Genomic DNA, 22,970 nt, shown 5'->3' with positions numbered 1-22,970 from the left:
CTCCTAGTCCAGGTACTGACAGGTGGCTCGCGGGGTGTAGCTGCCGTGTCCGGCCCGGCCGGTGAACTTCCTCGCGTCGATGACGACTTCACCGCGCGAGAGGACCGTTTCGACCTGGCCGGTGATCCGCTTTCCCTCGTACGCCGAGTAGTCGACGTTCATGTGATGGGTCTCGGCGGAGATGGTCTGTTCGGCCGCCGGGTCGTAGATGACGATGTCGGCGTCGGCGCCCGGGGCGATGGTGCCCTTCTTCGGATAGAGGCCGAACATCCGGGCCGGGGAGGCGCAGGCGATCTCGATCCAGCGACGGCGCGAGATGTGACCGTCCACGACCGCCTGGTGGAGGAGGTCCATCCGGTTCTCCACGCCGGGCATTCCGTTGGGAATCCTGGAGAAGTCGCCCCGGCCCATCTCCTTCTGGCCGGAGAAGCAGAACGGGCAGTGGTCGGTGGAGACGACCTGGAGTTCGTTGTTCCTGAGCCCCCGCCAGAGCGCTTCCTGATGCTCCCTGGGCCGCAGCGGGGTGGAGCAGACGTACTTGGCGCCCTCGAAGTCCGGCTCGGCAAGGTTGTCGGTGGAGAGGAAGAGGTACTGCGGGCAGGTCTCGCCGAAGACGGGAAGTCCCTTGTGGCGGGCGGCGGCGACCTCGGCGACGGCCTCGTCAGCGGAGACGTGCACGACGTAAAGCGGAGATCCGGCTACGCGGGCCAGCTGGATGGCACGGTGGGTGGCCTCGGCCTCCAGCGCCACCTTGCGCACGTCGCCGTGGTATCGGGGATCGGTGCGGCCCTCGGCGAGGGCCTGTTCGACGAGTACGTCGATGGCGATGCCGTTCTCCGCGTGCATCATGATCAGGCCGCCGTTGTGGGAGGCCCGTTGCATGGCGCGCAGGATCTGACCGTCGTCGCTGTAGAAGACACCGGGATAGGCCATGAACAATTTGAAGGAGGTCACGCCCTCCGACACCAGCAGGTCCATCTCCTTGAGCGTGGACTCGTTCACATCGGAGAGGATCATGTGGAAGGCGTAGTCGATGGCGCATTTGCCGTCGGCTTTCGCGTACCAGGCGTCGAGGCCCTCGCGGACCGCGCGGCCGACGGACTGGATGGCGAAGTCGACGATCGTGGTGGTGCCGCCCCAGGCGGCCGCCCGGGTGCCGGTCTCGAAGGTGTCGGCGGCGTAGGTGCCACCGAACGGCATCTCCATGTGGGTATGCGCGTCGACACCACCCGGGATGACGTATTTGCCGGTGGCGTCGATCCTCCGGTCGGCGCTCCAGCTCTCGGCCGCGTCGGTGCCGTGCGCCGCGAGAGCCACGATGCGGCCGCCCTCGATGAGTACGTCGGCATGGATTTCGTCGGACGCGGTGATGACGAGACCACCGTGGATGACGGTGCGGCTCATGTACCCCTCCTCACTGTGGCGGAATGGGTCTACGCACGTAGATGAGGTGCGTGATGAAGAACGTAGAAGTGGGTTACCCACTGTGGCAATACCGCTGCCGCTGACCGCTGAAGACGTTTCTGTTTCGTCCGCCCGGCACCCCACCGGCGTACAGCCACAACGACCGCCATACGGCAACGACGCCCACGCCCAGGGGGCCGGCCGGCCGGGCCCCGTACCCGCCGGCCGGGGCCCGGCCACCGCTCGGCCCGAGGGCCCCGGCCGACCAGTCTCAGCCGGCCGACCGGAGAGCCTCGGCCAGGATCTTCGCACCCTCCTCCGCCTCCGGGATGGTCAGCGAGAGCGGTGGTGCGATCCGCAGCACGCTGGTGTTGTGGCCGCCGCCCTTGCCGATGAGCAGACCGCCCTCGCGGGCCGCTTCGAGCACGGCCGCGGCCGCCTCCGGGTTCGCCTCGTCGGTGCCGGGCTTCACCAGCTCGATGCCGATCATCAGGCCGCGGCCGCGCACTTCGCGTACGCATTCGGAACCCGCGCCGATCGCCCGCAGCCGCTCGGTCAGCAGACCGCCGACGCGCCGGGCGTTGCCCTGCAGATCGTGTTCGAGGAGGTAGGAGAGGTTGGCGAGACCGGCCGCCATGGTGACCGGGGAACCGCCGAAAGTCGAAATGGAGTTGGCGTCCAGGCAGTTCATGACCTCGGCGCGGGCCACGACACCGCCGATCGACATGCCGTTGCCGATGCCCTTGGCGAAGGTGAGAATGTCCGGCGGCCCGTTCTGCCCGTGCGCCTGCCAGCCCCAGAAGTGTTCACCGGTGCGGCCCCAGCCGGTCTGCACCTCGTCGGAGATCCACAGGACGCCGTGCCGGTCCAGGACCCGGCGGAACGCCGCGTAGAGGCCGTCGGGCGGCGAGGTGAACCCTCCGACGCCCTGGATGGGCTCGGCGATCAGGGCGGCCGGTGTCCGGGTGTGCCCGAGCAGGTCCTCCAGGTCGGCGACACACGCCTCGATGAACTCCGCGTCGCCGAGGTGCGCGTAGGGCCCCCGGGTGCGGACCCCGCCGTGCACGTACAGCGTCTGCAACGGCGACAGATTGGTCGGCGACCAGGCGTTGTTGCCGGTGATGGAGACCGCGGAGAACGATCTGCCGTGGTAGCTGTTGCGCATCGCGAGGATCTGGTTCGACTTGCGGTACGCGGTGGCGAGCAGCAGCGCCGTGTCGTTGGCCTCGGTGCCGGAGGTGGTGAAGAAGACCCGGGCGTCCGGGATGCCGGAGAGCGTGGCGACGCGTTCGGCCAGCTCGACCATCGGCCGGTTGAGATAGAGCGTGGAGCTGTGGATGATCCTGCCGGCCTGCTCGCTGACCGCCTTGGTCACCTCGGGCAGGGCGTGGGCGGTCATGGTGGTGAGGATGCCGCCGAAGAAGTCGAGGTAGCGTCTGCCGTCTGCGTCCCAGACGTGCCGGCCCTCGCCGTGGGTGAGTTCCAGCGGGCGCTCGTAGTAGAGCGCCAGCCAGTCGGGGCTGACAGCGAGGTGGCGATGGTGCAGGCTGCTCACGACTCCACCAGTCCCTCGTACGCGTCGGGACGGCGGTCCCGGTAGAACGCCCACTGCTGCCTGACCTCGTCGATGAGCCCGAAGTCGAGGTCGCGGACGAGGAGTTCCTCCTCCTTGTCACTGGCGACCTCACCGACGAACTGACCGCGCGGGTCGACGAAGTAACTGGTCCCGTAGAAGTCGTTGTCGCCGTACTCCTCCTGGCCGACGCGGTTGATCGCGGCGATGAAGTACTCGTTGGCGACGGCCGACGCGGGCTGCTCCAGCTGCCAGAGGTAGCCGGAGAGGCCGCGCGAGGTGGCGGACGGGTTGTAGACCAACTGAGCTCCGTTTAGGCCGAGTTGACGCCACCCCTCGGGGAAGTGCCGGTCGTAGCAGATATAGACGCCGACCTTGCCGACGGCGGTGTCGAAGACCGGCCAGCCGACGTTTCCGGGCTTGAAGTAGTACTTCTCCCAGAACCCCTTGACCTGCGGGATGTGGTGCTTGCGGTACTTGCCGAGATAGGAGCCGTCGGCGTCGATCACGGCGGCGGTGTTGTAGTAGAAGCCGGACTGCTCGACCTCGAAGACCGGCACGACGATCACCATGCCGGTCTCGCGGGCGAGTTCCTGCATCCGGCGGACGGTCGGCCCGTCCGGGACGGCCTCGGCCCAGCGGTAGTGCTCGGGTTCCTGCACCTGGCAGAAGTAGGGGGCGTTGAACACCTCCTGGAAGCCGATGATCTTCGCGCCCTGACGGGCGGCCTCGCGCGCATGCTCCTCATGCTTGGCGATCATGGATTCGGTGTCGCCGGTCCAGGTCGCCTGGACAAGTGCGGCGCGAACGACTGGGGACATGAGCTGCTCCTTCGACGCGGCGTCAGAGAGCCTCAACGCGTTTCTACGCCCGTAGACACGTGCGTAAGAGGAGAACGTAAGCCCCGTCACACAGCGGGGCAAGACCATCGCCGTGAACCGGCGCAGTCGATCATGTTTCACACCCGTGCGGTCCACACGTCGGCCGGGCGGTGGCCGGGTGGGGGTGGATGGTCCGGGATTCCCCGAACGTCGCTCTCTGCCCAGGGGATCCACCGGCGATGCCGCCAGGACTTCCCCTCCTCGCCTCGATCGCCGTCCGCCCCAAGCGCTCGTTGACGCCCCTGCCCGGCACCGGGCTCCCGGGCCGTCGCTCCCCCCGCCGGTTTGTATTCTCGGCAGGCGCCCCCTTCCGAGCGGCACCTGCGAGAGGAAACACCATGACCAGCGAGCTGAGCCCCGACGCCCTGTCCGGGCTCCTCGACCGGGCCCGCCAGGACTACCAGGACCTCGCGGGACTGGGCCTCTCGCTCGACCTCACCCGGGGCAAGCCCGCCCCCGAGCAGCTCGATCTCTCCGAGGACCTGTTGAGCCTGCCCGGCGGGCGGCACACCTCCGCCGACGGCACCGACGTACGCAACTACGGCGGACTGCAGGGGCTGCCCGAGCTCCGGGAGATATTCGCCGGGGTGCTCCAGGTGCCGGCCGGCCAGTTGATCGCGGCCGGGAACTCCAGTCTTGAGCTGATGCACGACTGCCTGGTGCACGCCCTGCTGAGCGTGGCGCCGGGCGCCGAGTCGCGCTGGGTGGACCAGGAGCGGATCGCGTTCCTGTGCCCGGTACCCGGCTACGACCGGCACTTCGCACTCTGCGAGCGCTTCGGGATCGACATGATCCCGGTGCCGATGACCGCCGACGGCCCGGACATGGAGGTCGTGGAGCGGCTCGTCGCCGAGGACCCGACGATCAAGGGCATCTGGTGCGTGCCGAAGTACAGCAACCCGGACGGCGCCTGCTACAGCGACGCGACCGTGGCCCGGCTCGCCTCGATGAGCACCGCAGCTCCCGACTTCCGGATCTTCTGGGACAACGCCTACGCCGCCCACCACCTCACCGACGAGCCCGTCGAGATCGCCGATCTGCTCGCCGCCTGCGCCGGGGCCGGCAACCCGGACCGGGCGTTCGTGTTCGGCTCCACCTCGAAGATCACCGCGGCGGGCGCGGGCGTCGCGTTCTTCGGCTCGTCGCCCGCGAACCTGCAGTGGCTGCTCGGCAACAACGCCAGGCGTTCGATCGGCCCCGACAAGGTCAACCAGTTGCGGCACGTCCTGTTCCTGCGCGACGCCGACGGGGTGCGGGGTCACATGGAGCGCCAGCGCGCCCTGCTGCAGCCCAAGTTCGATGCGGTGGCCCGGATCCTGGACGCCGAGCTCGGCGGCACCGGGCTCGCGGCCTGGACCTCGCCCAAGGGCGGGTACTTCGTCACCCTGGAGGTGCCGGACGGCTGCGCCAAGGAGGTCGTACGCCGCGCCACCGAGGCGGGCATCGTGCTGACCCCGGCCGGTGCCACGCACCCGTACGGCGACGACCCGCGCGACGCGGTCATCCGGATCGCGCCGAGCTACCCGGGGCTCGCGGAGCTGGAGCAGGCGATCGCCGGTCTCACCGTCTGCGTCAGGCTCGTGGGGTACGAGCAGCGGGCACGCTGAGCATCCCGTCAACTCCTGCCACCTTTCTCCCCGTCCGGGTGATCTGCGGCAATTCGGGAGGATCCCGGATCGGTCTGGGCAGGCTCCAGGCGACCGAATCCGGAAGGGGATGTGGTGGGACAGTCACGCGAGTACGGGCGCGCCATCAGCGAGGGGCCGACACCGGCCGATGCTGCGGGCGCGCCCGCCTTGCCTTATCCGAGCGGCTGGGCCGCGCTGGCGTTCTCCGAGGAGCTGCGGCCGGGCACCGTGCTCACCCGCCCGCTGGCGGGTCAGGACGTGGTGCTGTACCGGCTCGGCACGGGGGCGGTCCGCGCCATCCGTCCGTACTGCCCGCATCTGGGTGCCCATCTCGGTCTGGCGAAGGTCGACGGGGACGATCTCGTGTGCCCCTTCCACTTCTTCGCGTTCGGCCCGGACGGCACATGTGTGCGTACGGGTTATGACACGCCGCCACCGCGGTCGCCGTTGTCGCAGCTGCCGGTGCACGAGGTCAACGGCGCCGTGTTCGTCTGGCGGCACCACGACGGCCGGGCCCCGGACTGGTTCATCCCCGACTGGCACGAGATCGGTCACCGGCCCGCGCGGAGCGCGGCCTGGGAGCTGGCCGGCAACGTCCAGGAAGTCATCGAGAACTCGGTTGACCTCGGGCATTTCGCCACCCTGCACGGCTGGGACAGAGCCGAGATCGGCGGTCCCGTGGTCTACGACGACGCCGCGTTCCACGTGTCCATGCGGGCCCACGAGTCGGCGCCGCTGCTGGGCAGTTTCGTCGTCGATGTGGACGTGGACGGCTACGGACTCGGCTGTCTGCACGCCGATGTGCACACGCCCCGGCTGGGGCTGCGGATGTGCACGATGGTGATGCCGACGGCGATCGCGCCCAACCGGATGCAGTTCCGCCAGCTCAACCGCATCTCCTTCGCCGAGCCGGCCCGGCTGCCGGCCCCGCTCGCCAGCATGGTGAGCCGCACCGCGGCCAGGCTGCTGGACCGCGCCGTCTTCAAGTCCAGTTGCGAGTTCACGGCCGCGGACTTCCCGATCTGGAACCACAAGCAGTACCAGCAGCCGCCCAGGCTCGCTCCCGGCGACGGCCCGATCGGCCCGTTCCGGCGCTGGGCCCGGCGGTTCTACCCGCCGCAGCCGGGGAAGGACCGCGTGGCGCGCCTCGATCACATCGTGCAGGCCGACGGGGCCGAGGTGTCCTGAGAGAGACCGGCACCCAGGCCGGGGGCCGGGGCTCCGGGAGGGGATTCCGGGCCGGATCGACGTGCACGCCGCTCCGGCCCGGACCTGTGCCCAGCAGGCAGTGTGTCTGCGTCATACTGGGGCGCCGAAGCACAGGGGGAGGCATACGGAGCATGGGGTACGGGGCGGACGGCGCGGGCCTGCCGGAGCGTATCGGCGGATACGCCGTGGAGCGCGAGCTGGGGGCCGGCGGGATGGGCACCGTGTACTTGGCGCGTTCGCGCGGCGGGCGTGCGGTGGCCGTGAAGGTGGCTCGGCCCGAGCTCGCGGCCGACCCGCACTTCCGGGAACGGTTCCGCGCGGAGGTCGCGGCCGCACGGAGCGTGGGCGGCTTCCACACGGCTCCGGTGGTGGACGCGGACCCGGCCGCCGAGGCGCCCTGGCTGGCCACGGCGTACGTTCCCGGGCCCACACTCGCCGCGTTGCTGACGGCCGAGGGGCCGATGGACGAGGTGCGGCTGCGGAAGCTGGGCGCGGCGCTGGCCGAGGCACTGGCGGCGATCCACGGCTGCGGCCTGGTGCACCGAGACCTGAAGCCCGGGAACATCATCATGGCCCCGGACGGGCCCCGGGTGCTGGACTTCGGGATCGCTCGGGCGCTGGAGTCGACCCGCCTGACGACCACCGGTACGGCCTTCGGAACGCCGGGATTCCTGGCGCCCGAGCAGGCGCAGGGGCTGGAAGTCAGCGGCGCCGCCGATGTGTTCGCCCTGGGCGCGGTGCTCGTCGCGGCGGCGGGCGGCAGCGCGTTCGGCGCGGGCACACCGATGGGCCTGATGTACCGGTCGGTGCACGAGCCGCCGGACCTGACCGCGGTACCGGAGGGCCTGCGGCCGGTGCTGGCGTCGTGCCTGACCAAGGAACCGCACCAACGGCCCACGCCGGAGGGCCTGTTGGACCTCTTCGTGCCGGACGCAACGACGTACTCCCCCACGGTGGCACTGCCCCGGCCACCCGCCTGCCCGCCGTCCGACGCCCTGCCGCTGCACCAGGCCCCGACCCGGGCGGCCCCCGTGGACGAGGTGCCCGACGACACCGACCTCTCCTTCACGGCGGTGGCCACGGAGAGCTCCCTCCTGATCGACGCATCGGGCGTCGCGTTCAGCTCCAGGACCGGGGACGCGCAGTTCCCCTGGGCCGAGATCGCTGCCGTCGAGTACGCGGCCGAGGGCCCCAAGCGCCTCGGAGTCCATGTCCGTCTCCACGACGGCACCACTCACCGGTGCCTGCTCATCGCTCGTAGGCGAGCCCGCTTCCAGGAGTGGCTGGAGGATCTGCCGCTGATCCTGGAGTGCTTCACATAGGCGCCGGACGGCGTCCAGGGCCTGCTGCGGGGTGCTGGTGCTGCTCGGCCGCAATTCGGTGGCGGACCGGGCGGTGCTTCAGGCAGGCTCTGGTGCATGGTCTCGGTATTGCAGAATGTGGCAATCGACTGCGCGGATGCCTATGAGCTGGCCCGGTTCTGGAGTGAGGTGCTCGGTTGTCCGCTGCACCGGGACGACAAGCCAGGTGATCCGGAGACCGAGGTGATGGTGCCGGAGGGCCCGCTGCTGCACTTCAACCAGGTACCGGAACCAAAGACGATCAAGAACAGGTTTCACCTGTGCCTGCGTCCGAAGACCACGCGCGAGGAGGAGGTCGGGCGGCTGCTGAGCCTCGGGGCCACCCTCGTCGACGACCGCCGGGAGCCCGGTGGTGCCGGCTGGGCCGTTCTCGCGGACCCGGAGGGCAATGAGTTCTGTGTTCTGCGCAGTGAGTCCGACCGCGCGGCGATGTCTTCCTGAGGCTCGCGCGCGGCGGCCGGACACGGTGGCGGTCACCGACGACGGCCCGCGCATCCTGACCGCGCTGTGACGCCCGGGACAGCCCTTAGTTGTTCTGGATGAACTGCTTGGCGAGGGTGTCACCCGCGGTGACGGCGGCGCTGTGGCTCTCGATCGGCGACACCTTGGAGTTCTTGAACAGGATGTAGGTGACGCCGGACTCCGCGCCGCCGGTCTCCGGGTCCGGGTCGATGCCGAGGGCCTTGGCGGTGGCGTACGAGGCCTCACCGATGATCTTGTTGGGTCCGGTGTCGCCGACGACCGCGTACTCGACCTTGTTGTCGTAGATGACGGCGACCACGCCACCGCCCCTGATCCCGGCATCGTCGTAGTTCCAGATGCTGCTGACGCTGGGCACGACGACGTACGGAAGCTTCTCGGCGTTCAGCGGCTTTCCGGCGGAGGTCGTGAACGCCGTCCCGTTCTGGAACCACGGGTCGGTGTCCTCGTTGCAGGCGGCGGTGATCTCGCCGTCGCAGTCGATGTCCATTTCGGCCTTCCAGAACACGGCGCCGTTCTTGCCGCAGACCGGAATGGTCGCCGAAGTCTCCTCGTCCGTCCGGTACTTGCCGTTGGAGATCTGCGAACACAAGGTCACCTTGGCCAGCAGATCGACCGCGCTGACGGATCCTTCCTTGACCTCCGCCCCGGTCCGGGCCGGACCGGCGTGGGCGGCCGGGGCCAGGGGGACGGCCGCGAGGAGGACGGCGCCGGAGGCGGCAGTGAGGGCGAGCGTTCGGGTACGCACAGTGGGGGTGCCCTTCCATCAGGAAACTTTCCTTACCGACGCGCACTACATGGCCCGGTGCGGACGCCGCCGTCAAGACCGCGGGGCTGGCCCCCGTGGACGCTCACAGGAACCAGCCCCGCAACAAAAGCTATTGATGATCCATCACTGGCGGCCGCCCGCCCGTCACGAGTGCCCGCTCGGGTTCACGACCACGGCCGAGCCCCCGCCCCGGCGCACCTTCTCCGCGGCCGCCAGCCACCGCCCGTCCGGCAGTCGCTGCACACCCGTCGCCGCCCCGATCTCCGGGTTGAGCTTGAAGACATGGCCCAGGGACTCCAGTTGCGCCCGGAGTGGACTGTTCCACAGCCCCGGTTCGAGCTCCGTCGTCGTCGAGTTGCGCTGGCTGGCGCGCGGCGCGGCGATGGCGTCGACCAGCGGGAGCCCCCGGTCGACCGTGCCGATGAGCGACTGGAGCACGGTCGTGATGATCGTGGCTCCTCCGGGCGACCCCAGCGCCAGCACCGGCTCACCGTGCTTCAGCACGATCGTCGGCGAAATGGACGAGCGCGGGCGCTTGCCCGGACCGGGCAGGTTCGGGTCGTGGACGGCGGGGTTGGCGGGCGCGAACGAGAAGTCCGTCAGCTCGTTGTTGAGCAGGAAGCCACGCCCCGGCACGGTGATGCCGCTGCCGCCGGTCTGCTCGATCGTCAGGGTGTACGCGACGACGTTGCCCCACTTGTCGGCCGCGGTCAGATGAGTGGTGTTCTCCCCCTCGTACGTCGTCGGGGCGGCCGTTCCACCGGCCTCGCAGTCGGCCGGATGCCTCGGGTCGCCGGGCGCGAGCGGGCTGGCCAGCACCGCGTCGTCCTTGATCAGGCACTCCCGCGCATCGGCGAACCGCTGACCGAGCAGCTCCCGTGTCGGCACGTCCTCGAACGCCGGGTCGCCCACCCAGCGCCCGCGGTCCGCGAACGCGATCCGGCTCGCCTCGATGTAGCGGTGCAGATACCGCGCCTCGCTCGCCTTCGAAAGGTCCGTGGACTCAAGGACGTTGAGCGCCTCTCCGACGCTCGTGCCGCCGGACGAGGAGGGCGCCATGCCGTACACGTCGAGGCCGCGGTAGCCGGTCTTCGTCGGAGCCTGCCGCAGCGCCCGGTAGGACCTCAGGTCCTTCGCTGTGAGGTCGCCGGGCCGCACCACCCGGGTGGCTTCCGGATCGACGGGTGGATTGCGGACGGTCCGTACGACGTCGTCGGCCAGCTTACCCCGGTACAGCTCGTCGACACCCTTGCGGCCCACCTCTTCGTAGGTGCGCGCCAGGTCGGGGTTCTTGAACACGGAGCCGACCACGGGCAGTTGGCCGCCGGGCAGGAAGAGCTTCCTGGTCGCCGGGAAGTCGGCGAACCTGGCCCGGTTGCCCTCGGTCTGCGAGCGGAACGTACTGTCGACGACGAAGCCGTCCCGGGCCAGCCGCTCGGCCGGCTTCAGCACCTGCCGCAGCGATTTGCTTCCCCAGGCGTCGAGCGCGGTGTCCCAGGTGGCCGGGGTGCCCGGCGTACCCACGGCCAGGCCGCTGGTCACCGCCTCGTCGAAGGCGAGCGGTTTGCCCTTCTCCAGGAACAGCGAGGAGTCCGCGCTGCGGGGCGCGGTCTCCCGGCCGTCGATCGTCTCCACGGTGTGTCTCTTGGCGTTGTAGTAGACGAAGTAGCCGCCTCCGCCGAGGCCCGCAGAGTAGGGCTCGGTCACACCGAGCGCCGCCGCGGTCGCCACGGCCGCGTCCACCGCGTTGCCGCCCTTGCGGAGCACCTCGACACCGGCGGCCGAGGCGTCCGCGTCGACACTGGCCACCGCCCCGCCGTAGCCCACCGCGACAGGTGACTTGGGCGGTGCCGCCGACGGTGGCGCGGACGAGGACGGGGCAGCCGCGCCGACCGTGACGACAGCGGCGAGAACAGCCGACAACGACACATTCCGTGCAACGGAACGTCGCATGCGCACCTCCAGTGCAGGATCGTCCGCGCAGGGTAACGCCGTGCCGCCCACCCCGTCAGGACTGCTGTGGAACCGAGTTCGGGCTGCCAGGCAATACCGGGTGCCGGCTGGTCGTCAACCGCGATGGGGTGCTTGCGGCCCGCAATCTTCCTGCCCGCGTCGGTGCCCCGGCCGGCTCCCGGTCGTTCTGGCGCTTCTGGTTCGCCTCCACCGTGAGTCGCGCCGGATCCGACATGACATCGGTGGCATTGCCTTTCGTGGCACTGACCACCTTGCACGCGACGACCTGAGTGGGGCGCGGCGTCCCGGTGGCGCGGGTCGCACGCTCGGATCACACCGAGCAGCGGGCCGGTCCGATGACACCGTCGGTGCCGACCACTTTCACCGCCTCGCCCCGGTCCGCGGTGCGGGCCTGTGCCGCGGTGCAGATCAGCTGCTGACGGGCGACCTCGGAGAGTGTGGTGACGGGCGTGTTCAACCGGACCAGGACCCCGTCCGGGCCCAGCTCGATGTTCAGATCGACGCGGGTGTAGGGGAGTTCGGTGCGCAGGCCGGCCGCGACCTCATTCTTGTTCGGCCCCTCGAAGAGCTGGGAGACGGCCCGGCCGGGCCCGCGCCGCTCCACATCCGAAGTGCCCGACGAAATGCCTGCCCACGACGTCTCGACGGGCCGTATGACGGGCATCAGCCGCTTCGCGGGCGAGGAGGACACGAAGTAGAGCAGTATGCTCTGCTCGCGTCCCGGCGCCACCTCGACGATCGCCGGGTCGCCGACCTCGATGACGTCCGTGGCCCGTATCCCGCACCCGGTCGCCAGCAGGGCGAGGGGCAACAGGGCGCCGAAAGCGCGTACGCCTCTCACAGCCCCTCCAGCGGCAGTTCCACGGTGAAGACCGCGCCGCCCCCGGGCCCGCCCGCGGCGCGCACGGTGCCGCCGTGCAGCCGTACGTTCTCCTGGGTGATCGCCAGTCCGAGTCCGCTGCCGGCCGAGCGGGTACGGGCCGCGTCCGCCTTGTAGAACCGGTCGAAGATGTGGGGCAGCACGGCGGGGTCGATACCGGGGCCGCTGTCCGCGACCTCGACCACCAGCCGGCCCCCCGCGCCGCTGTGCTCGGTCCGCAGTCGTACGGTGACGGGCTCCGCACCGTGCCGCAGGGCGTTGCCGACGAGGTTGGCGACGACGACGTCGAAGCGGCGCGGATCGAGCATCGCCCTTGTTCCGTCGGGGAGTTCGGTGTCGACCCGGTCCTCCCAGTGCCTGTTCTGCAGGGTCTTGCGGATCGCTTCGGCGACATCGACCTCGTCGAGGTGGAGATCCGCGGCCTTGGCGTCGAACCGGGAGATCTCCATCAGGTCCTCGACGAGGGTGGCGAGCTTGCCCGTCTCGGTGCTGATCAGCCGGACGGCCGCCGCGGTGTCGGGGTTCAGCTGGGCCGCGTCCTCGTCGAGCACCTCGGTGACGGCGAGCATCCCGGCGAGCGGGGTGCGCAACTCGTGCGAGACGTCGGAGGCGAAGCGCCGGGCCCGCGCCTCCGCCTGCCGGAGCTCCGCCACCGACTCCTGGAGCTTCGTCGAGGAGTCGTTGAACGTCCGGGCGAGTCCGGCGAGTTCGTCGGAGCCCCGGACCTCGATCCGGGTGTCCAGCTCGCCCCGGCCGATGCCCGCGGCGGCCCGCCGCAGATCGCGTACCGGGCGCAGCACGCTGCGGGCCGCGAGCAGTGCGGGCACCAGCGCGATCAGGAGGGCGGGCACTGCGCCGTCGCGGGCCGCGGTCACCATGGCTTCGACGTTGGCCTTTTCGGTGGAGAGCCGCATCACGGCGTAGAGGACGAGCCCGGTGGGCTGGCCCCCGTCGCCGCGGTCGATGAGTGCCGGCATCCCGACGGTCAGCCAGGGATCACCGTCCTTGACGACCCGCTGGAAGGAGCCGTGCGCGCTGCCGCGGGCGGCGGCCTGCAGTTCGGGGGTGATCACGTCGGAGGTGGGCCGGTCCGAGGAGGAGACGCGGATCGTCCCGTACTCGGCGAAGACGATCCAGGGGTGCGGCTTGCCCTCCCGGGCGAGGCTGCGGCAGGCCCGACGCAGCTGTTCCTCGTCCACCGGCAGGGTCACGGCCTGGGAGCCGATCCGGTCGCGGAACTGGTCGACGGCCGTGTCCTGGGTCTGCTGGAGGATGGCGGAGCGGGCCTCGCGGTAGGTGAGCGTGGCGGTGGTGGCGGCGCTGATCGCCGCGACCAGGAGGAAAGCTCCGACCAGACGGGTGCGCAGTCCGAACCGGGCGGCGAAGAGCCTCATCCGAGCGGTCCGAAGCGGTACCCGAAGCCGCGGACGGTCTGGATGTACCGGGGGCTGCCCGCCACGTCCTCGATCTTCTGCCGCAGCCGCCTCACACAGGCGTCGACCAGGCGGGCGTCCCCGTGGTAGCTGTGCTCCCAGACGTATTCGAGGAGCTGCTGTCTGCTGAAGACCTGCTCGGGCGAGGCCGACAGGTGGAGCAGCAGTTTCAGCTCGGAGGGTGCGAGCAGGACGCGCTGCCCGGCCTTGGCGACCGAGAGTCCGGCCCGGTCGACGGCCAGTTCGCCGTGGATCTCGGTGCCGCCGCGCCCGGCCGGTTCGGCGAGCCTGCGCAGTACGGCACGGATCCTGGCCTCGATCACCTCGGTACGGGCCGGTTTGACGATGTAGTCGTCGGCGCCGGCCTCCAGCCCGACGACCACGTCGAAATCGTCGCCCCGGGCCGTGAGCATGATGATCGGCAGCTGGCTGGTCTCACGTATCCGATGGCAGACCTGGACGCCGTTCATGGCGGGGAGCATCAGGTCGAGGAGCACCAGATCGGGCCGGAACTCCCCCAGGGCGGCCAGCCCCGCCTCACCGCTCTCCACGGCGCGCAGTTCGTGGCCGCGCCGCCGCAGGCCCAGCTCGACCCCTTCCCGTACGGAGGGGTCGTCTTCGATCAGCAACACGCGAGGCATGGCAGCAGTATCCCAGCGATCAAGAAATGGATTCGAATGGGTGAGCGGACAGGGTTGCCCGGCGGGGTCATGCCCGCCGCAGCCGCCCCCGGCCCGCCGCGATCACGGCGCTGACCTCCCGCAGCCGCAGCGGCCGGGCCAGCAGCGCCACCGTGAGCAGAAGCACGAAGGAGCCGGCGCCCAGCGCCGCGAAGTCCCCGAGCCCCGCGCAGCTCCGGGCGGCCAGGTATCCCAGCAGCCCGGCGGGCACGGACGCCGCCACCAGCCGGAGCTGCGCCCACAGCGCGGACGAACGCACCGGTGAGGTCCCGGTGGTGTCACCCCGGCCGAGTCTGCGGTGCAGCACGTACGCGGTGGCCGCGAAGCCCGTGAACAGCGCCACGGAGTAGGCGCCGGCCATCCCCGTCACGGCCCAGCGGACCGGCAGCAGCAGATACGCGGCGGCCGAGAGCCCGGCGTTGAGCGCCGCGATCACCAGATTGAGGAAGAACGGCGTGCGGGTGTCGCTCATCGCGTAGAACGCCCGGGAGAGCACGTACTGCCCCGAGTAGGCGATGAGTCCGGGCGCGAACGCCATCGTCATGCCCGCCATCACGGCGATGTCCGCGTCGTCCGTGGCCCCGTACCCGTACACCGCTCCCATCACCCACGGCGCCAGCGCGAACAGCAGGGCCACGGCGGGCACCACGACCGCGGCCGAGGTGCGCAGGGCGTACGAGACGTCACGCTGCAGGCCCGGCAGGTCGTTGTCGGCCGCCGCCCGGCTCATCCGGGGCATCAGCGCGGTGACGAGCGAGACGGTCACGATGCCGTGCGGCACCACCCACAGCTGATAGGCGTAGCTGTACGCGGTGTAGCCGGCGCCGCCCGCCAGTTCCATCTCCTCGGCGCGCTGGCCGATGGTGGTGGAGAGCCGGGTCACCACCCAGTAGGCGATCTGGTTGGTCAGCACGAGCGTGACGAGCCAGCCGGCCGCGCGCAGCGGTCGGGTCAGACCGCTGCCCCGCCAGTCGAACCGGGGCCGCCAGCGGAACTCCGCGGCGCGCAGCGCGGGCACCAGGGCGAGCGTCTGGACGATGATCCCGGCCGTCGTGCCCCAGCCGAGCCACCGGGTCTGTGCCGGGGTGAGCGTGCCGTGGGAGCCGGTCGCGACGGCGAGGTAGATCCCGAACACGGCGATGATGACGATGTTGTTGAGGACCGGGGTCCACATCATCGCGCCGAACCGGCCCCGGGCGTTGAGTACTTGCCCGAGGAGGGTGAACAGCCCGTAGAAGAGGATCTGCGGCAGGCAGTAGCGGGCCAGGGCGACGGTCGTGTCCGCCTGTGCGCCGTGGTAGCCGGGGGCGTAGACCGCGACGATCCACGGGGCGGCGAGGACGGTGATGCCGGTGAGGGCCAGGAGGCCGACGGTGCAGAGGGTGAGCAGCCGGTCGGTGTACGCGGCTCCGCCGTCGGCGTGGTTCTTCGCCGCCCGCACCAGTTCGGGGACGAAGACGGCGTTGAGCGCGCCGCCGATGAGCAGGATGTAGAGGATGTTGGGCACGGTGTTGGCGACGTTGTACCCGTCGGCCTTGAGTCCGGTGCCGAGCGCGGCGACGACGACCGCCGAGCGTATGAAACCGGTCGCCCGGGAGACGATGGAGCCGGCCGCCATGACGGCGCCGTTGCGCAGCACCGAGCGGGGCTTGTGATCCGCGACCGCCGTGGTGGCCGCTCCGGTGGCCGTCACCGGCGGGCCAGGTACGCCTGGAACGCCCGGTACAGGGTGTTGTTCGTGGCTCCGCCCACCGATGCCTCCCACTCTCCGAGCGTCTCGACGACCTGACCGCCGGTACCGAGTTTCCAGCGGAGCAGCCCGAAGGGGCGGTCGTCGGGGTCAAGGGTGGAGGGTACCCCGCGCATGTCGTGCACATCGGCACCGAGCCCGTGGGCATCGAGCATCATCCGCCACTGCAGCGCGTTGCTGGGGCGGACCTCGCGGCGGTGGTCGGCGGACGCCCCGGTCTGGTACCAGACCCGGCGGCCGGTGCTGATCATGGTGTGGGCAGCCAGGATCTCGCCCTGGTGGACGGCGAGGTAGAGCCGCATCCGGCCGGGCTGTTCGGCGTTGAGCACGGCGTACTGCCGCTGGTAGTACGCCAGGGAGCGGCCGAGCCGGAAGCCGTCGCGTTCTTCGGTGATCCGCAGCAGCCGGTGGAACTCGGGCAGCTCGGACTCGCCGCCGATGACGATCCGCACCCCGGACTTCTCGGCCCTGCGGACGTTGCGGCGCCATTCCTGGTTGAGCCCGGACCAGAGCTGGCCGGGGGTCCGTCCGGCGAGCGGCACTTGGAAGACGTGGCGCGGCTGTGCGTCGGCGTCCTCGCCGCCGTCGCCGCCGCAGCGGTGCCAGCCGCGCGCCCTCAGCCGTTCGGCGACGGCCGCGCCGAGCGGGTCCACCTCGCTCGCCAGCACGTCGCAGACCCTCCGGCCCGGCCCGGTGGCCGCCTTGAGACGGCCGGTGTCCCAGCGGCGGTACGCCGGTGAGGGACCTATCCGTACGGCGAAGGCGCCGGCCCTGCGCAGATGCGCCATGAGCGGGCCGAGCCAGCCGTCGATGTCGGGGTCGGCCCAGTCGGCGACCGGACCCTCGGGCAGATAGGCGAAGTACTTGCGGGTTCCGGGGAATTGCCGGTAGAGCACCAGAGCGACGCCGGTCGGTTCACCGGATCCGTTGTGCCAGCCGACCATTTCGGAGGTCCAGCGGTCCTTCACCCCGGCCCAGGACGGGTACTGCAGAAAGCTCGCCCCGGGGCGGGTGTCCAGGAACGCCCGGTGCTCGGCGGCGGTCAGTTGGCGTATCCGCAGCTCCTGGTCATGGCGGCGGTCTCCGGTCGCGAGCAGCGCTGACATGTTCGTGGCCCTCCCTTGTCCGCCCCGCTGTCGGCTCTGCGGGGCGCACAGGATGCTCACAGCGGTCCGTGACGGAGCCGAGCGGCATATGTGACCGGACGATGACCGTTGCGCTGCAGTGCATGTCACACAGGACATTTACCGGCTTTCGACCGATTTGCGGAACCTATCGTCGGATGAACACCTCTCCATCGACGAGAAGCACTGCCTTGGAGGTTTTTCCGTTGATCGCTGCACCCCGGCGGCCCGTACGCCGTACCGCTCCGCTCGGCCGCCCGGTCCGGCTCACCCTGATCGCCGGTACCGCGGTGCTCGGTACCGTGCTCACCGGCTGTTCCGGTGCCGACGCCTCGGAATCGGGCAAGGACTCGGGCAAGGGGCACGCGGCCGCGCCGGCCTCCGAGGCCAGGATCTCGGTGAACCTCCGCGGCAGCCAGGCCGCCCCGGGGACGCCGGTGAAGGTGACGCTCGACAGCGGGAAGCTGAGGACGGTCACGGTGAGCGCGAAGGGGGGCGAGGCCCTGACCGGCCGGATCTCCGCCGACGGCAGGACGTGGACCTCCGACCGGCCGGCCGCACCCGGCACCACGTACGGCGTCGAGGCGAAGAACACCGAGGGCGCCGGCGCCGAGGCCGGATTCACCACCGCCGCCGCGGACAAGGTCAACAAGCTGACGCTCGCCCCCGGCAAGAACACCACGGTCGGCATCGGCCAGCCGCTGTCGATCGTCTTCGACAACCCGGTCAAGGACAAGGCAGCGGTCGAGAAGGCCCTGAAGGTCTCCACCTCGAACAACACCGAGGGCTCCTGGGGCTGGCTGCAGGACTACTCCGGAAAGGACCGCGTCGACTGGCGGCCCAAGGAGTACTGGAAGTCCGGTACGAAGGTCACGCTCGACGCCGATCTCAACGGCATCGACTCGGGCCCGTCCGGAGGCTGGTTCGTGCGTGACTACCGGACCACCTTCACAGTCGGCGCCGAACAGGTGGTCAAGGTCGATCTCGACCGTCACCGGCTGGCGCTGAAGCGGGACGGGAAGACCGTCATGGACGTGCCCATGTCGGCCGGCACCCCCGGCGGCGACAAGGCGTCCTGGCGCGGCACCGCCGTGCTGATGGCCAAGGAGGGCACGATCAACATGCGCTCCGAGACGGTCGGCCTCGGCGACGCCTACGACAAGATGGTCGACTTCTCGATGCGACTGACCTGGTCGGGGATGTACGCCCATGCGGCGCCGTGGAACGCGGCCTACTTCGGGGTGGCCAACCACAGTTCGGGCTGTGTCGGGATGAGCGACACCAATGCCGCCGCGCTCTACCAGCAGGTGCGGGTCGGCGACCCGTTCGAGATCACCGGCGCGGACGCCAAGGGCACGGTCGCCGAGGGCAACGGGTACGGGGCGTGGAACGTGTCGTGGTCCGACTGGCAGGCCAGGAGCGCGCTGTAGCGGGCCCCGGAGCAGCGCCGGGCCTCGGGCGGCGGGCCGGCGATCACTACCCGGCCCCGGCGGGATCACGCTCAAGGGCAATGTGTTCACGCCCGCGGGAGCGGAGCCTGGCGCGAAGCACCCGCTGATCGTGCTGCCCACCAGATGGGGCATGCCGCAGGCACGGCGAAGCCCCACACCACGGTGACCGCGAACAAGGAGAGCGGCACCTTCGTCGCGTATCTCCACGACGAAGGGCCGCTCGGTCTCGGCAAGCTGGTCAGCAACGCCCCCTATACCTTCCACGGGCAGACGTCGGGCCGGCCGTTCCCCGCAGACCTGGAGCTGTTCTCCACCCCTACGATGTTCCGGCCGGTGACCGTCTCACCCTGGTGATCGACACCGTCGACCCGCTGTACGTCGAGCACAACCCGACCGGATCACAGCTGACCTTCTTCTCGTCCCCGGCGGACCCGTCATACGTGTCCGTACCGTTGCGCGAGAAGTGATCACCGGCTGCTGCCGGACGGGCCACCGCTGCTCGGGGGCCGCCTCACGGCGGACCCCGGCTACTGCACTCCCGGCAGCAGCGTTCCTGGTTCGGCCGGTGCGATCTCCACGGCCTTCATCTTCGGATTGCGCCGTTCCCGCTTGGCCACCCAGGTCGCGAACCAGGAGAGCAGCATGCACATCCCGATGTAGATCGGCGAGATCACCATCACCACGGGGATGAAGGGAAGATCGTAGTCGAGGTTGGACGCGATGAGCTTGCCCGCGTGGAGGAATTCCTCGTAGGTGATCAGATAGCCGAGCGAGGTGTCCTTCAGCGCCACGACCAACTGGCTGATGATCGTGGGCAGCATGGCCCGCACCGCCTGCGGGGCCAGTACGTAGGTGGTGACCTGTGTCTTGCGCAGGCCCAGGGCGTACGCCGCCTCTGACTGACCGCGCTCCACCGAGACGATCCCGGTACGGAAGACCTCGGCGAGCACCGAGCCGTTGTACAGCGTCAGACCGGTGACCAGCGCGGGCAGCGGCTGCACCTTCAGCGCCACGAAGATGAAGAAGATCATCACCAGTACGGGCATGGCCCGGAAGAACTCCACGAGCAGCGTCGCGATCCAGCGCACCGGCCGGTGATCGGAGAGCCGGCCCACGGCGAGGATCGCGCCGAGCAGGAGGGAGAGCACCGCGGCGTACGCGAAAGCCTTGAGGGTGTTGCCCAGTCCGCGCAGCAGCAGTTCCTGGATGCCCTTGTACGTGAAGGGGGTCCACTTGGCGCTGGTGAACTGTCCGGTGTCGAAGAGCAGATAGACGACCCAGCCGAGCAGGGCGAGGATCAGGGCCGTCGAGACGATCCCGTACAGGAGATGGCGCTTGCGGGTCGCCGGACCCGGAATGTCGTAGAGCGCCGTGGCGGACGGCGCGGTGCGGGTGGTCATCGGGCGACTCCCCAGCGCTTCTCCATCACGTTGAAGAGCGCACTGATGGACAGCGTGATGATCAGGTAGCCGACGGCGATCCAGACGAAGGTCCAGATGATGCTGTAGCCCAGCTCGTTGAGGGTCTTGTAGGTGCCGAGCAGCTCGGTGACGCTGAACGCCCCGGCGATCGCCGAGTTCTTGGCGAGGGCGATGAGGGTGGAGCCGACCGGCGGAATCACCGACCGGAACGCCTGGGGCAGCACCACGGTGTTCAGTGTCTGGCCGAACGTCATGCCGAGGCTGCGGGCCGCCTCGCCCTGTCCCGTCGGCACGGTGTTGATGCCCGAGCGCAGCACCTCGCAGATGAACGCGGAGGTGTAGCAGCCGAGCGCCAGGACCGCGAAGACCTCGAAGGGAAGGACCAGGCCGAAGCGGGGCAGTCCGAGCAGGACCGCGAAGAAGAGCAGCGTCAGCGGGGTGTTGCGCAGCACTGTCACCCAGACCGTGCCCAGTACCCGCAGCGAACCGACGGGGGCCACCCGGAAGGAGGCCATGATGAAGCCGAGGAGCAGGGCGAGGATCGAGGAGTAGACGGTCAGTTCGACCGTGCCCAGGAAACCCTTGCCGTAGAGCGAGAAATTCTCGGTGAGTACGTCCATGGTCGGTGCCCGCCCTCTCAGGTGGCCGGGTAGCGGTCGATGGGCGGCGGCTTCGGCGCGGGAGCCCCGGAGAGGCCGAGCGTGGCCTCGAACGCCTTCTTCCAGTTGCCGTTCTTCTGATTCGCCTCCAGGGCGTCGTCGAGGGCGAACCGCAGCGCGTTGTCGCTGCGTGGGACTCCGATGCCGTACGGCTCCTGGGAGAACGGCTTGCCCACGACCTTCATCTCCTCGGGCGCCTTGGCCGCGAAGCCCAGCAGGATGGCATCGTCGGTGGTGACGGCGTCGACCTGGTAGGTCAGCAGGTTGTCGACGCAGATCGAGTAGGTGTCGTAGGAGACCAGGATCGCCTTCGGGTAGTCGGCGGCGATGCGCTGGTACGGGGTCGACCCGGCGGCCGAGCAGACCGTCCTGCCGGCCAGGTCCTGCGGGCCGTTGATGTTGTGTTCGTCGGTGCGGACGAGGAGGCCCTGTCCGGCCATGTAGTAGGGGCCGGCGAAGCCGACGAGTTTCTTGCGCATCTCGTTGATGGTGTAGGTGCCGACGTAGTAGTCGATCTGCCCGTTCTGCAGCGCCGTCTCGCGGTTGGCGGAGGCGATGGTCTTGAAACGGATCGTCTTCGGGTCGAAGCCGAGCGAGGCCGCCATCATCCTGGCGATCTCGATGTCGAAGCCGGAGTAGATGCCGGTGGCCGGGTCCTTCTCGCCCAGGTAGGGCTGGTCCTCCTTGGCCCCGACCCGGAGGTAGCCGCGCTTCTTCGCCTTCGTCCAGGTCGGCGAGGCGGGCAGCCGGAAAGCGGTGTCGACCTTGTACACCGGCAGTTGCTCGGGCTTGGGACCCTTGACCGGCGGGCTGCCCTCCTTGCCGCACGCGGCGGCGAGCACGGCCAGCAGGAGGCCGGCGCAGGCGGCCAGAACTCTTCTCGTACGCAACACGGAGCCCCCCGTCAGTGCTTGAGGATCTTGGACAGGAAGTCCTTGGCGCGCTCGCTCTCGGGAGCGGTGAAGAACGCCTCGGGAGTGCGGTCCTCGACGATGCGTCCGTCGGCCATGAAGACCACGCGGTTGGCGGCGGAGCGGGCGAAGCCCATCTCGTGCGTGACGACGACCATGGTCATGCCGTCCCGGGCGAGCTGCTGCATGACCTCCAGCACCTCGTTGATCATCTCCGGGTCGAGCGCCGAGGTGGGCTCGTCGAAGAGCAGCGCCTTGGGGTCCATGGCGAGGGCTCGGGCGATGGCGACGCGCTGCTGCTGGCCGCCGGAGAGCTGGGCGGGGAACTTGTCGGCCTGCGAGGCCAGTCCGACCCGCTCCAGCAGTTCACGGGAGCGCCGGTCGGCCTCGTCCTTCTTGCGCTTGCGGACCTTGAGCTGGGCGAGCGAGACATTGGCCAGCACGGTCCGGTGCGCGAACAGGTTGAACGACTGGAAGACCATGCCCACTTCGGCCCGGAGCTGGGCGAGGCCCTTCCCCTCCTCGGGGAGGGGTCTGCCGTCGATCGCGATATGGCCGGACTCGATCGTCTCCAGCCGGTTGATGGTCCGGCAGAGCGTCGATTTGCCGGAGCCGGAGGGGCCGATGACCACCACCACCTCCCCGCGGCCGACGGTGAGATTGATGTCCCGCAGTACGTGCAACTGTCCGTAGTGCTTGTTGACGTCCCGCAGTTCGATCAACGGATCGACGGCCATACGCTGCCCTACCCACTTTTCTCTGTGTCGAGGTCAGCGCAAACTATCCAGCGCGAAAAGGGACTTCGCCGCCGACACGCACAAATGGAGGCATAAGGCTTCTTGTTCGGTTGTAGTGAAATCTCTACCTCTCGGCCGACTCCGAGTACACCTGCGAGAGCTCGGGGCTGCCCGCCATCGCCCAGTCCAGCCCGGCCTCGACCACATCGATCTCCCGCCCGGAGGCAAGCAGCACCACGGGCTGCCCACTGGGCCGGATGCTCCAGACCGCACCGGGGACGTTCCGCACCAGGACCGTCCCGAGGTACAGCCCCGCGTCGTTGCCCAGCCAGGGCAGCTCCTCCGGGTCGTCGCGCCAGCGCGGCGGCAACTGGTCGAGCGCCGCCAACGAGGCCGGGCTGTCGTCGAGTTCGAGCCCGCGCTGCCCCGCTCGGACACGCAGCAGCTCGCACTCGGCGAGGAGCTCGGCCACGCCATCGGGATCGGCCGCGACGGCAGCGGCGAACCCGGCCCCCCGCACACCGTCGTGACGCTTACGCCAGTTGTCCAAGAAAGGGATGTTCATGATCGGATTCCCGCCGCTGCGCTGCCGCCGAATTCAGCTCGCACTTGAGGGGTGGCGAGCGTGAGCCATCGCCAGTAGTT

20 protein-coding genes and 1 pseudogene are annotated in these 22,970 nt (G+C 69.8%); 6 read left to right on the top strand and 15 right to left on the bottom strand.

The genetic code is table 11. The annotated features are described in order from the left end of the window. Positions 1 to 3: 3 nt before the first annotated feature. The 3 genes from hydA to ACWCQ6_RS28470 all read right to left on the bottom strand — a co-directional run bounded on the left by hydA (position 4) and on the right by ACWCQ6_RS28470 (position 3,798). The gene (gene hydA / locus ACWCQ6_RS28480; protein WP_451093953.1) at positions 4 to 1,404 is read right to left on the bottom strand and encodes a dihydropyrimidinase; all 1,401 of its coding nucleotides are present in this window, start codon (positions 1,402 to 1,404) and stop codon (positions 4 to 6) included. 271 nt (positions 1,405 to 1,675) lie between these two features. Continuing rightward, positions 1,676 to 2,959, bottom strand: a complete 1,284-nt coding sequence (locus tag ACWCQ6_RS28475) for an aspartate aminotransferase family protein (protein WP_451093951.1) — start codon at positions 2,957 to 2,959, stop codon at positions 1,676 to 1,678. Beyond that, complete coding sequence (locus ACWCQ6_RS28470) at positions 2,956 to 3,798, bottom strand: nitrilase-related carbon-nitrogen hydrolase (RefSeq protein ID WP_451093949.1); 843 nt, start codon at positions 3,796 to 3,798, stop codon at positions 2,956 to 2,958. The genes ACWCQ6_RS28475 and ACWCQ6_RS28470 overlap by 4 nt, the downstream gene beginning before the upstream one ends. A 398-nt stretch (positions 3,799 to 4,196) precedes the next feature. On the opposite strand from ACWCQ6_RS28470, the gene ACWCQ6_RS28465 reads away from it, so the two are divergent. The 4 genes from ACWCQ6_RS28465 to ACWCQ6_RS28450 all read left to right on the top strand — a co-directional run bounded on the left by ACWCQ6_RS28465 (position 4,197) and on the right by ACWCQ6_RS28450 (position 8,497). Continuing rightward, a complete protein-coding gene (locus tag ACWCQ6_RS28465; protein WP_451093947.1) occupies positions 4,197 to 5,465 on the top strand; it encodes an aminotransferase class I/II-fold pyridoxal phosphate-dependent enzyme in 1,269 nt (422 codons plus the stop codon). 114 nt (positions 5,466 to 5,579) lie between these two features. Then, positions 5,580 to 6,674 carry a Rieske 2Fe-2S domain-containing protein gene (locus tag ACWCQ6_RS28460; protein ID WP_451093945.1) on the top strand — a complete coding sequence of 365 codons (1,095 nt, stop codon included), beginning with the start codon at positions 5,580 to 5,582 and terminating at the stop codon, positions 6,672 to 6,674. Positions 6,675 to 6,826: 152 nt separating this feature from the next. After that, a complete protein-coding gene (locus tag ACWCQ6_RS28455) occupies positions 6,827 to 8,017 on the top strand; it encodes a serine/threonine-protein kinase (protein WP_451093943.1) in 1,191 nt (396 codons plus the stop codon). 96 nt (positions 8,018 to 8,113) lie between these two features. Next, positions 8,114 to 8,497 carry a VOC family protein gene (locus tag ACWCQ6_RS28450; protein ID WP_451093941.1) on the top strand — a complete coding sequence of 128 codons (384 nt, stop codon included), beginning with the start codon at positions 8,114 to 8,116 and terminating at the stop codon, positions 8,495 to 8,497. An 85-nt stretch (positions 8,498 to 8,582) separates the two neighbouring features. On the opposite strand, the gene ACWCQ6_RS28445 is transcribed toward ACWCQ6_RS28450, so the two are convergent. From ACWCQ6_RS28445 to ACWCQ6_RS28415, 7 genes are all read right to left on the bottom strand, one after another. Further along, complete coding sequence (locus ACWCQ6_RS28445; protein ID WP_451093939.1) at positions 8,583 to 9,284, bottom strand: glycoside hydrolase family 75 protein; 702 nt, start codon at positions 9,282 to 9,284, stop codon at positions 8,583 to 8,585. A gap of 165 nt (positions 9,285 to 9,449) precedes the next feature. Further along, entirely contained in the window at positions 9,450 to 11,258 is a 1,809-nt protein-coding gene (ggt, locus tag ACWCQ6_RS28440) for a gamma-glutamyltransferase (RefSeq protein WP_451093937.1), read from the bottom strand. 331 nt (positions 11,259 to 11,589) lie between these two features. Continuing rightward, the gene (locus tag ACWCQ6_RS28435; protein WP_451093935.1) at positions 11,590 to 12,120 is read right to left on the bottom strand and encodes a hypothetical protein; all 531 of its coding nucleotides are present in this window, start codon (positions 12,118 to 12,120) and stop codon (positions 11,590 to 11,592) included. Continuing rightward, positions 12,117 to 13,553: a sensor histidine kinase gene (locus ACWCQ6_RS28430; protein WP_451093933.1), complete on the bottom strand. Its 1,437-nt coding sequence runs from the start codon at positions 13,551 to 13,553 to the stop codon at positions 12,117 to 12,119. The genes ACWCQ6_RS28435 and ACWCQ6_RS28430 overlap by 4 nt, the downstream gene beginning before the upstream one ends. Beyond that, positions 13,550 to 14,233 carry a response regulator gene (locus tag ACWCQ6_RS28425; protein ID WP_451093931.1) on the bottom strand — a complete coding sequence of 228 codons (684 nt, stop codon included), beginning with the start codon at positions 14,231 to 14,233 and terminating at the stop codon, positions 13,550 to 13,552. The genes ACWCQ6_RS28430 and ACWCQ6_RS28425 overlap by 4 nt, the downstream gene beginning before the upstream one ends. A 67-nt stretch (positions 14,234 to 14,300) precedes the next feature. Further along, on the bottom strand, positions 14,301 to 15,965 hold the full coding sequence (gene murJ / locus ACWCQ6_RS28420) for a murein biosynthesis integral membrane protein MurJ (protein ID WP_451093929.1): 1,665 nt from the start codon (positions 15,963 to 15,965) through the stop codon (positions 14,301 to 14,303). Continuing rightward, positions 15,962 to 17,128, bottom strand: a complete 1,167-nt coding sequence (locus ACWCQ6_RS28415) for a lipid II:glycine glycyltransferase FemX (protein ID WP_451093927.1) — start codon at positions 17,126 to 17,128, stop codon at positions 15,962 to 15,964. The genes murJ and ACWCQ6_RS28415 overlap by 4 nt, the downstream gene beginning before the upstream one ends. 176 nt (positions 17,129 to 17,304) lie before the next feature. On the opposite strand from ACWCQ6_RS28415, the gene ACWCQ6_RS28410 reads away from it, so the two are divergent. Both ACWCQ6_RS28410 and ACWCQ6_RS28405 read left to right on the top strand, forming a co-directional pair. Beyond that, on the top strand, positions 17,305 to 18,576 hold the full coding sequence (locus ACWCQ6_RS28410) for a L,D-transpeptidase (protein WP_451093925.1): 1,272 nt from the start codon (positions 17,305 to 17,307) through the stop codon (positions 18,574 to 18,576). A gap of 159 nt (positions 18,577 to 18,735) precedes the next feature. Continuing rightward, positions 18,736 to 19,064, top strand: a pseudogene (locus tag ACWCQ6_RS28405) (CocE/NonD family hydrolase C-terminal non-catalytic domain-containing protein); the annotation flags it as partial. Positions 19,065 to 19,124: 60 nt separating this feature from the next. Here ACWCQ6_RS28405 and ACWCQ6_RS28400 read toward each other — a convergent pair. The 5 genes from ACWCQ6_RS28400 to ACWCQ6_RS28380 form a co-directional block, all read right to left on the bottom strand. After that, positions 19,125 to 19,997, bottom strand: a complete 873-nt coding sequence (locus ACWCQ6_RS28400; protein WP_451093923.1) for an amino acid ABC transporter permease — start codon at positions 19,995 to 19,997, stop codon at positions 19,125 to 19,127. Then, a complete protein-coding gene (locus tag ACWCQ6_RS28395; protein ID WP_451093921.1) occupies positions 19,994 to 20,638 on the bottom strand; it encodes an amino acid ABC transporter permease in 645 nt (214 codons plus the stop codon). The genes ACWCQ6_RS28400 and ACWCQ6_RS28395 overlap by 4 nt, the downstream gene beginning before the upstream one ends. Positions 20,639 to 20,655: 17 nt before the next feature. Continuing rightward, complete coding sequence (locus tag ACWCQ6_RS28390; protein WP_451093919.1) at positions 20,656 to 21,567, bottom strand: glutamate ABC transporter substrate-binding protein; 912 nt, start codon at positions 21,565 to 21,567, stop codon at positions 20,656 to 20,658. Between the two features lie 14 nt (positions 21,568 to 21,581). Further along, positions 21,582 to 22,325, bottom strand: coding sequence for an amino acid ABC transporter ATP-binding protein (locus tag ACWCQ6_RS28385; protein WP_451093917.1), 744 nt, complete (start codon positions 22,323 to 22,325; stop codon positions 21,582 to 21,584). A gap of 124 nt (positions 22,326 to 22,449) precedes the next feature. After that, positions 22,450 to 22,890 carry a DUF6278 family protein gene (locus ACWCQ6_RS28380; protein WP_451093915.1) on the bottom strand — a complete coding sequence of 147 codons (441 nt, stop codon included), beginning with the start codon at positions 22,888 to 22,890 and terminating at the stop codon, positions 22,450 to 22,452. Between the last annotated feature and the right edge of the window lie 80 nt (positions 22,891 to 22,970).

Source organism: Streptomyces sp. NPDC001880 (genome assembly GCF_053594575.1).
This window is presented reverse-complemented; position numbering and strand designations above follow the sequence as displayed.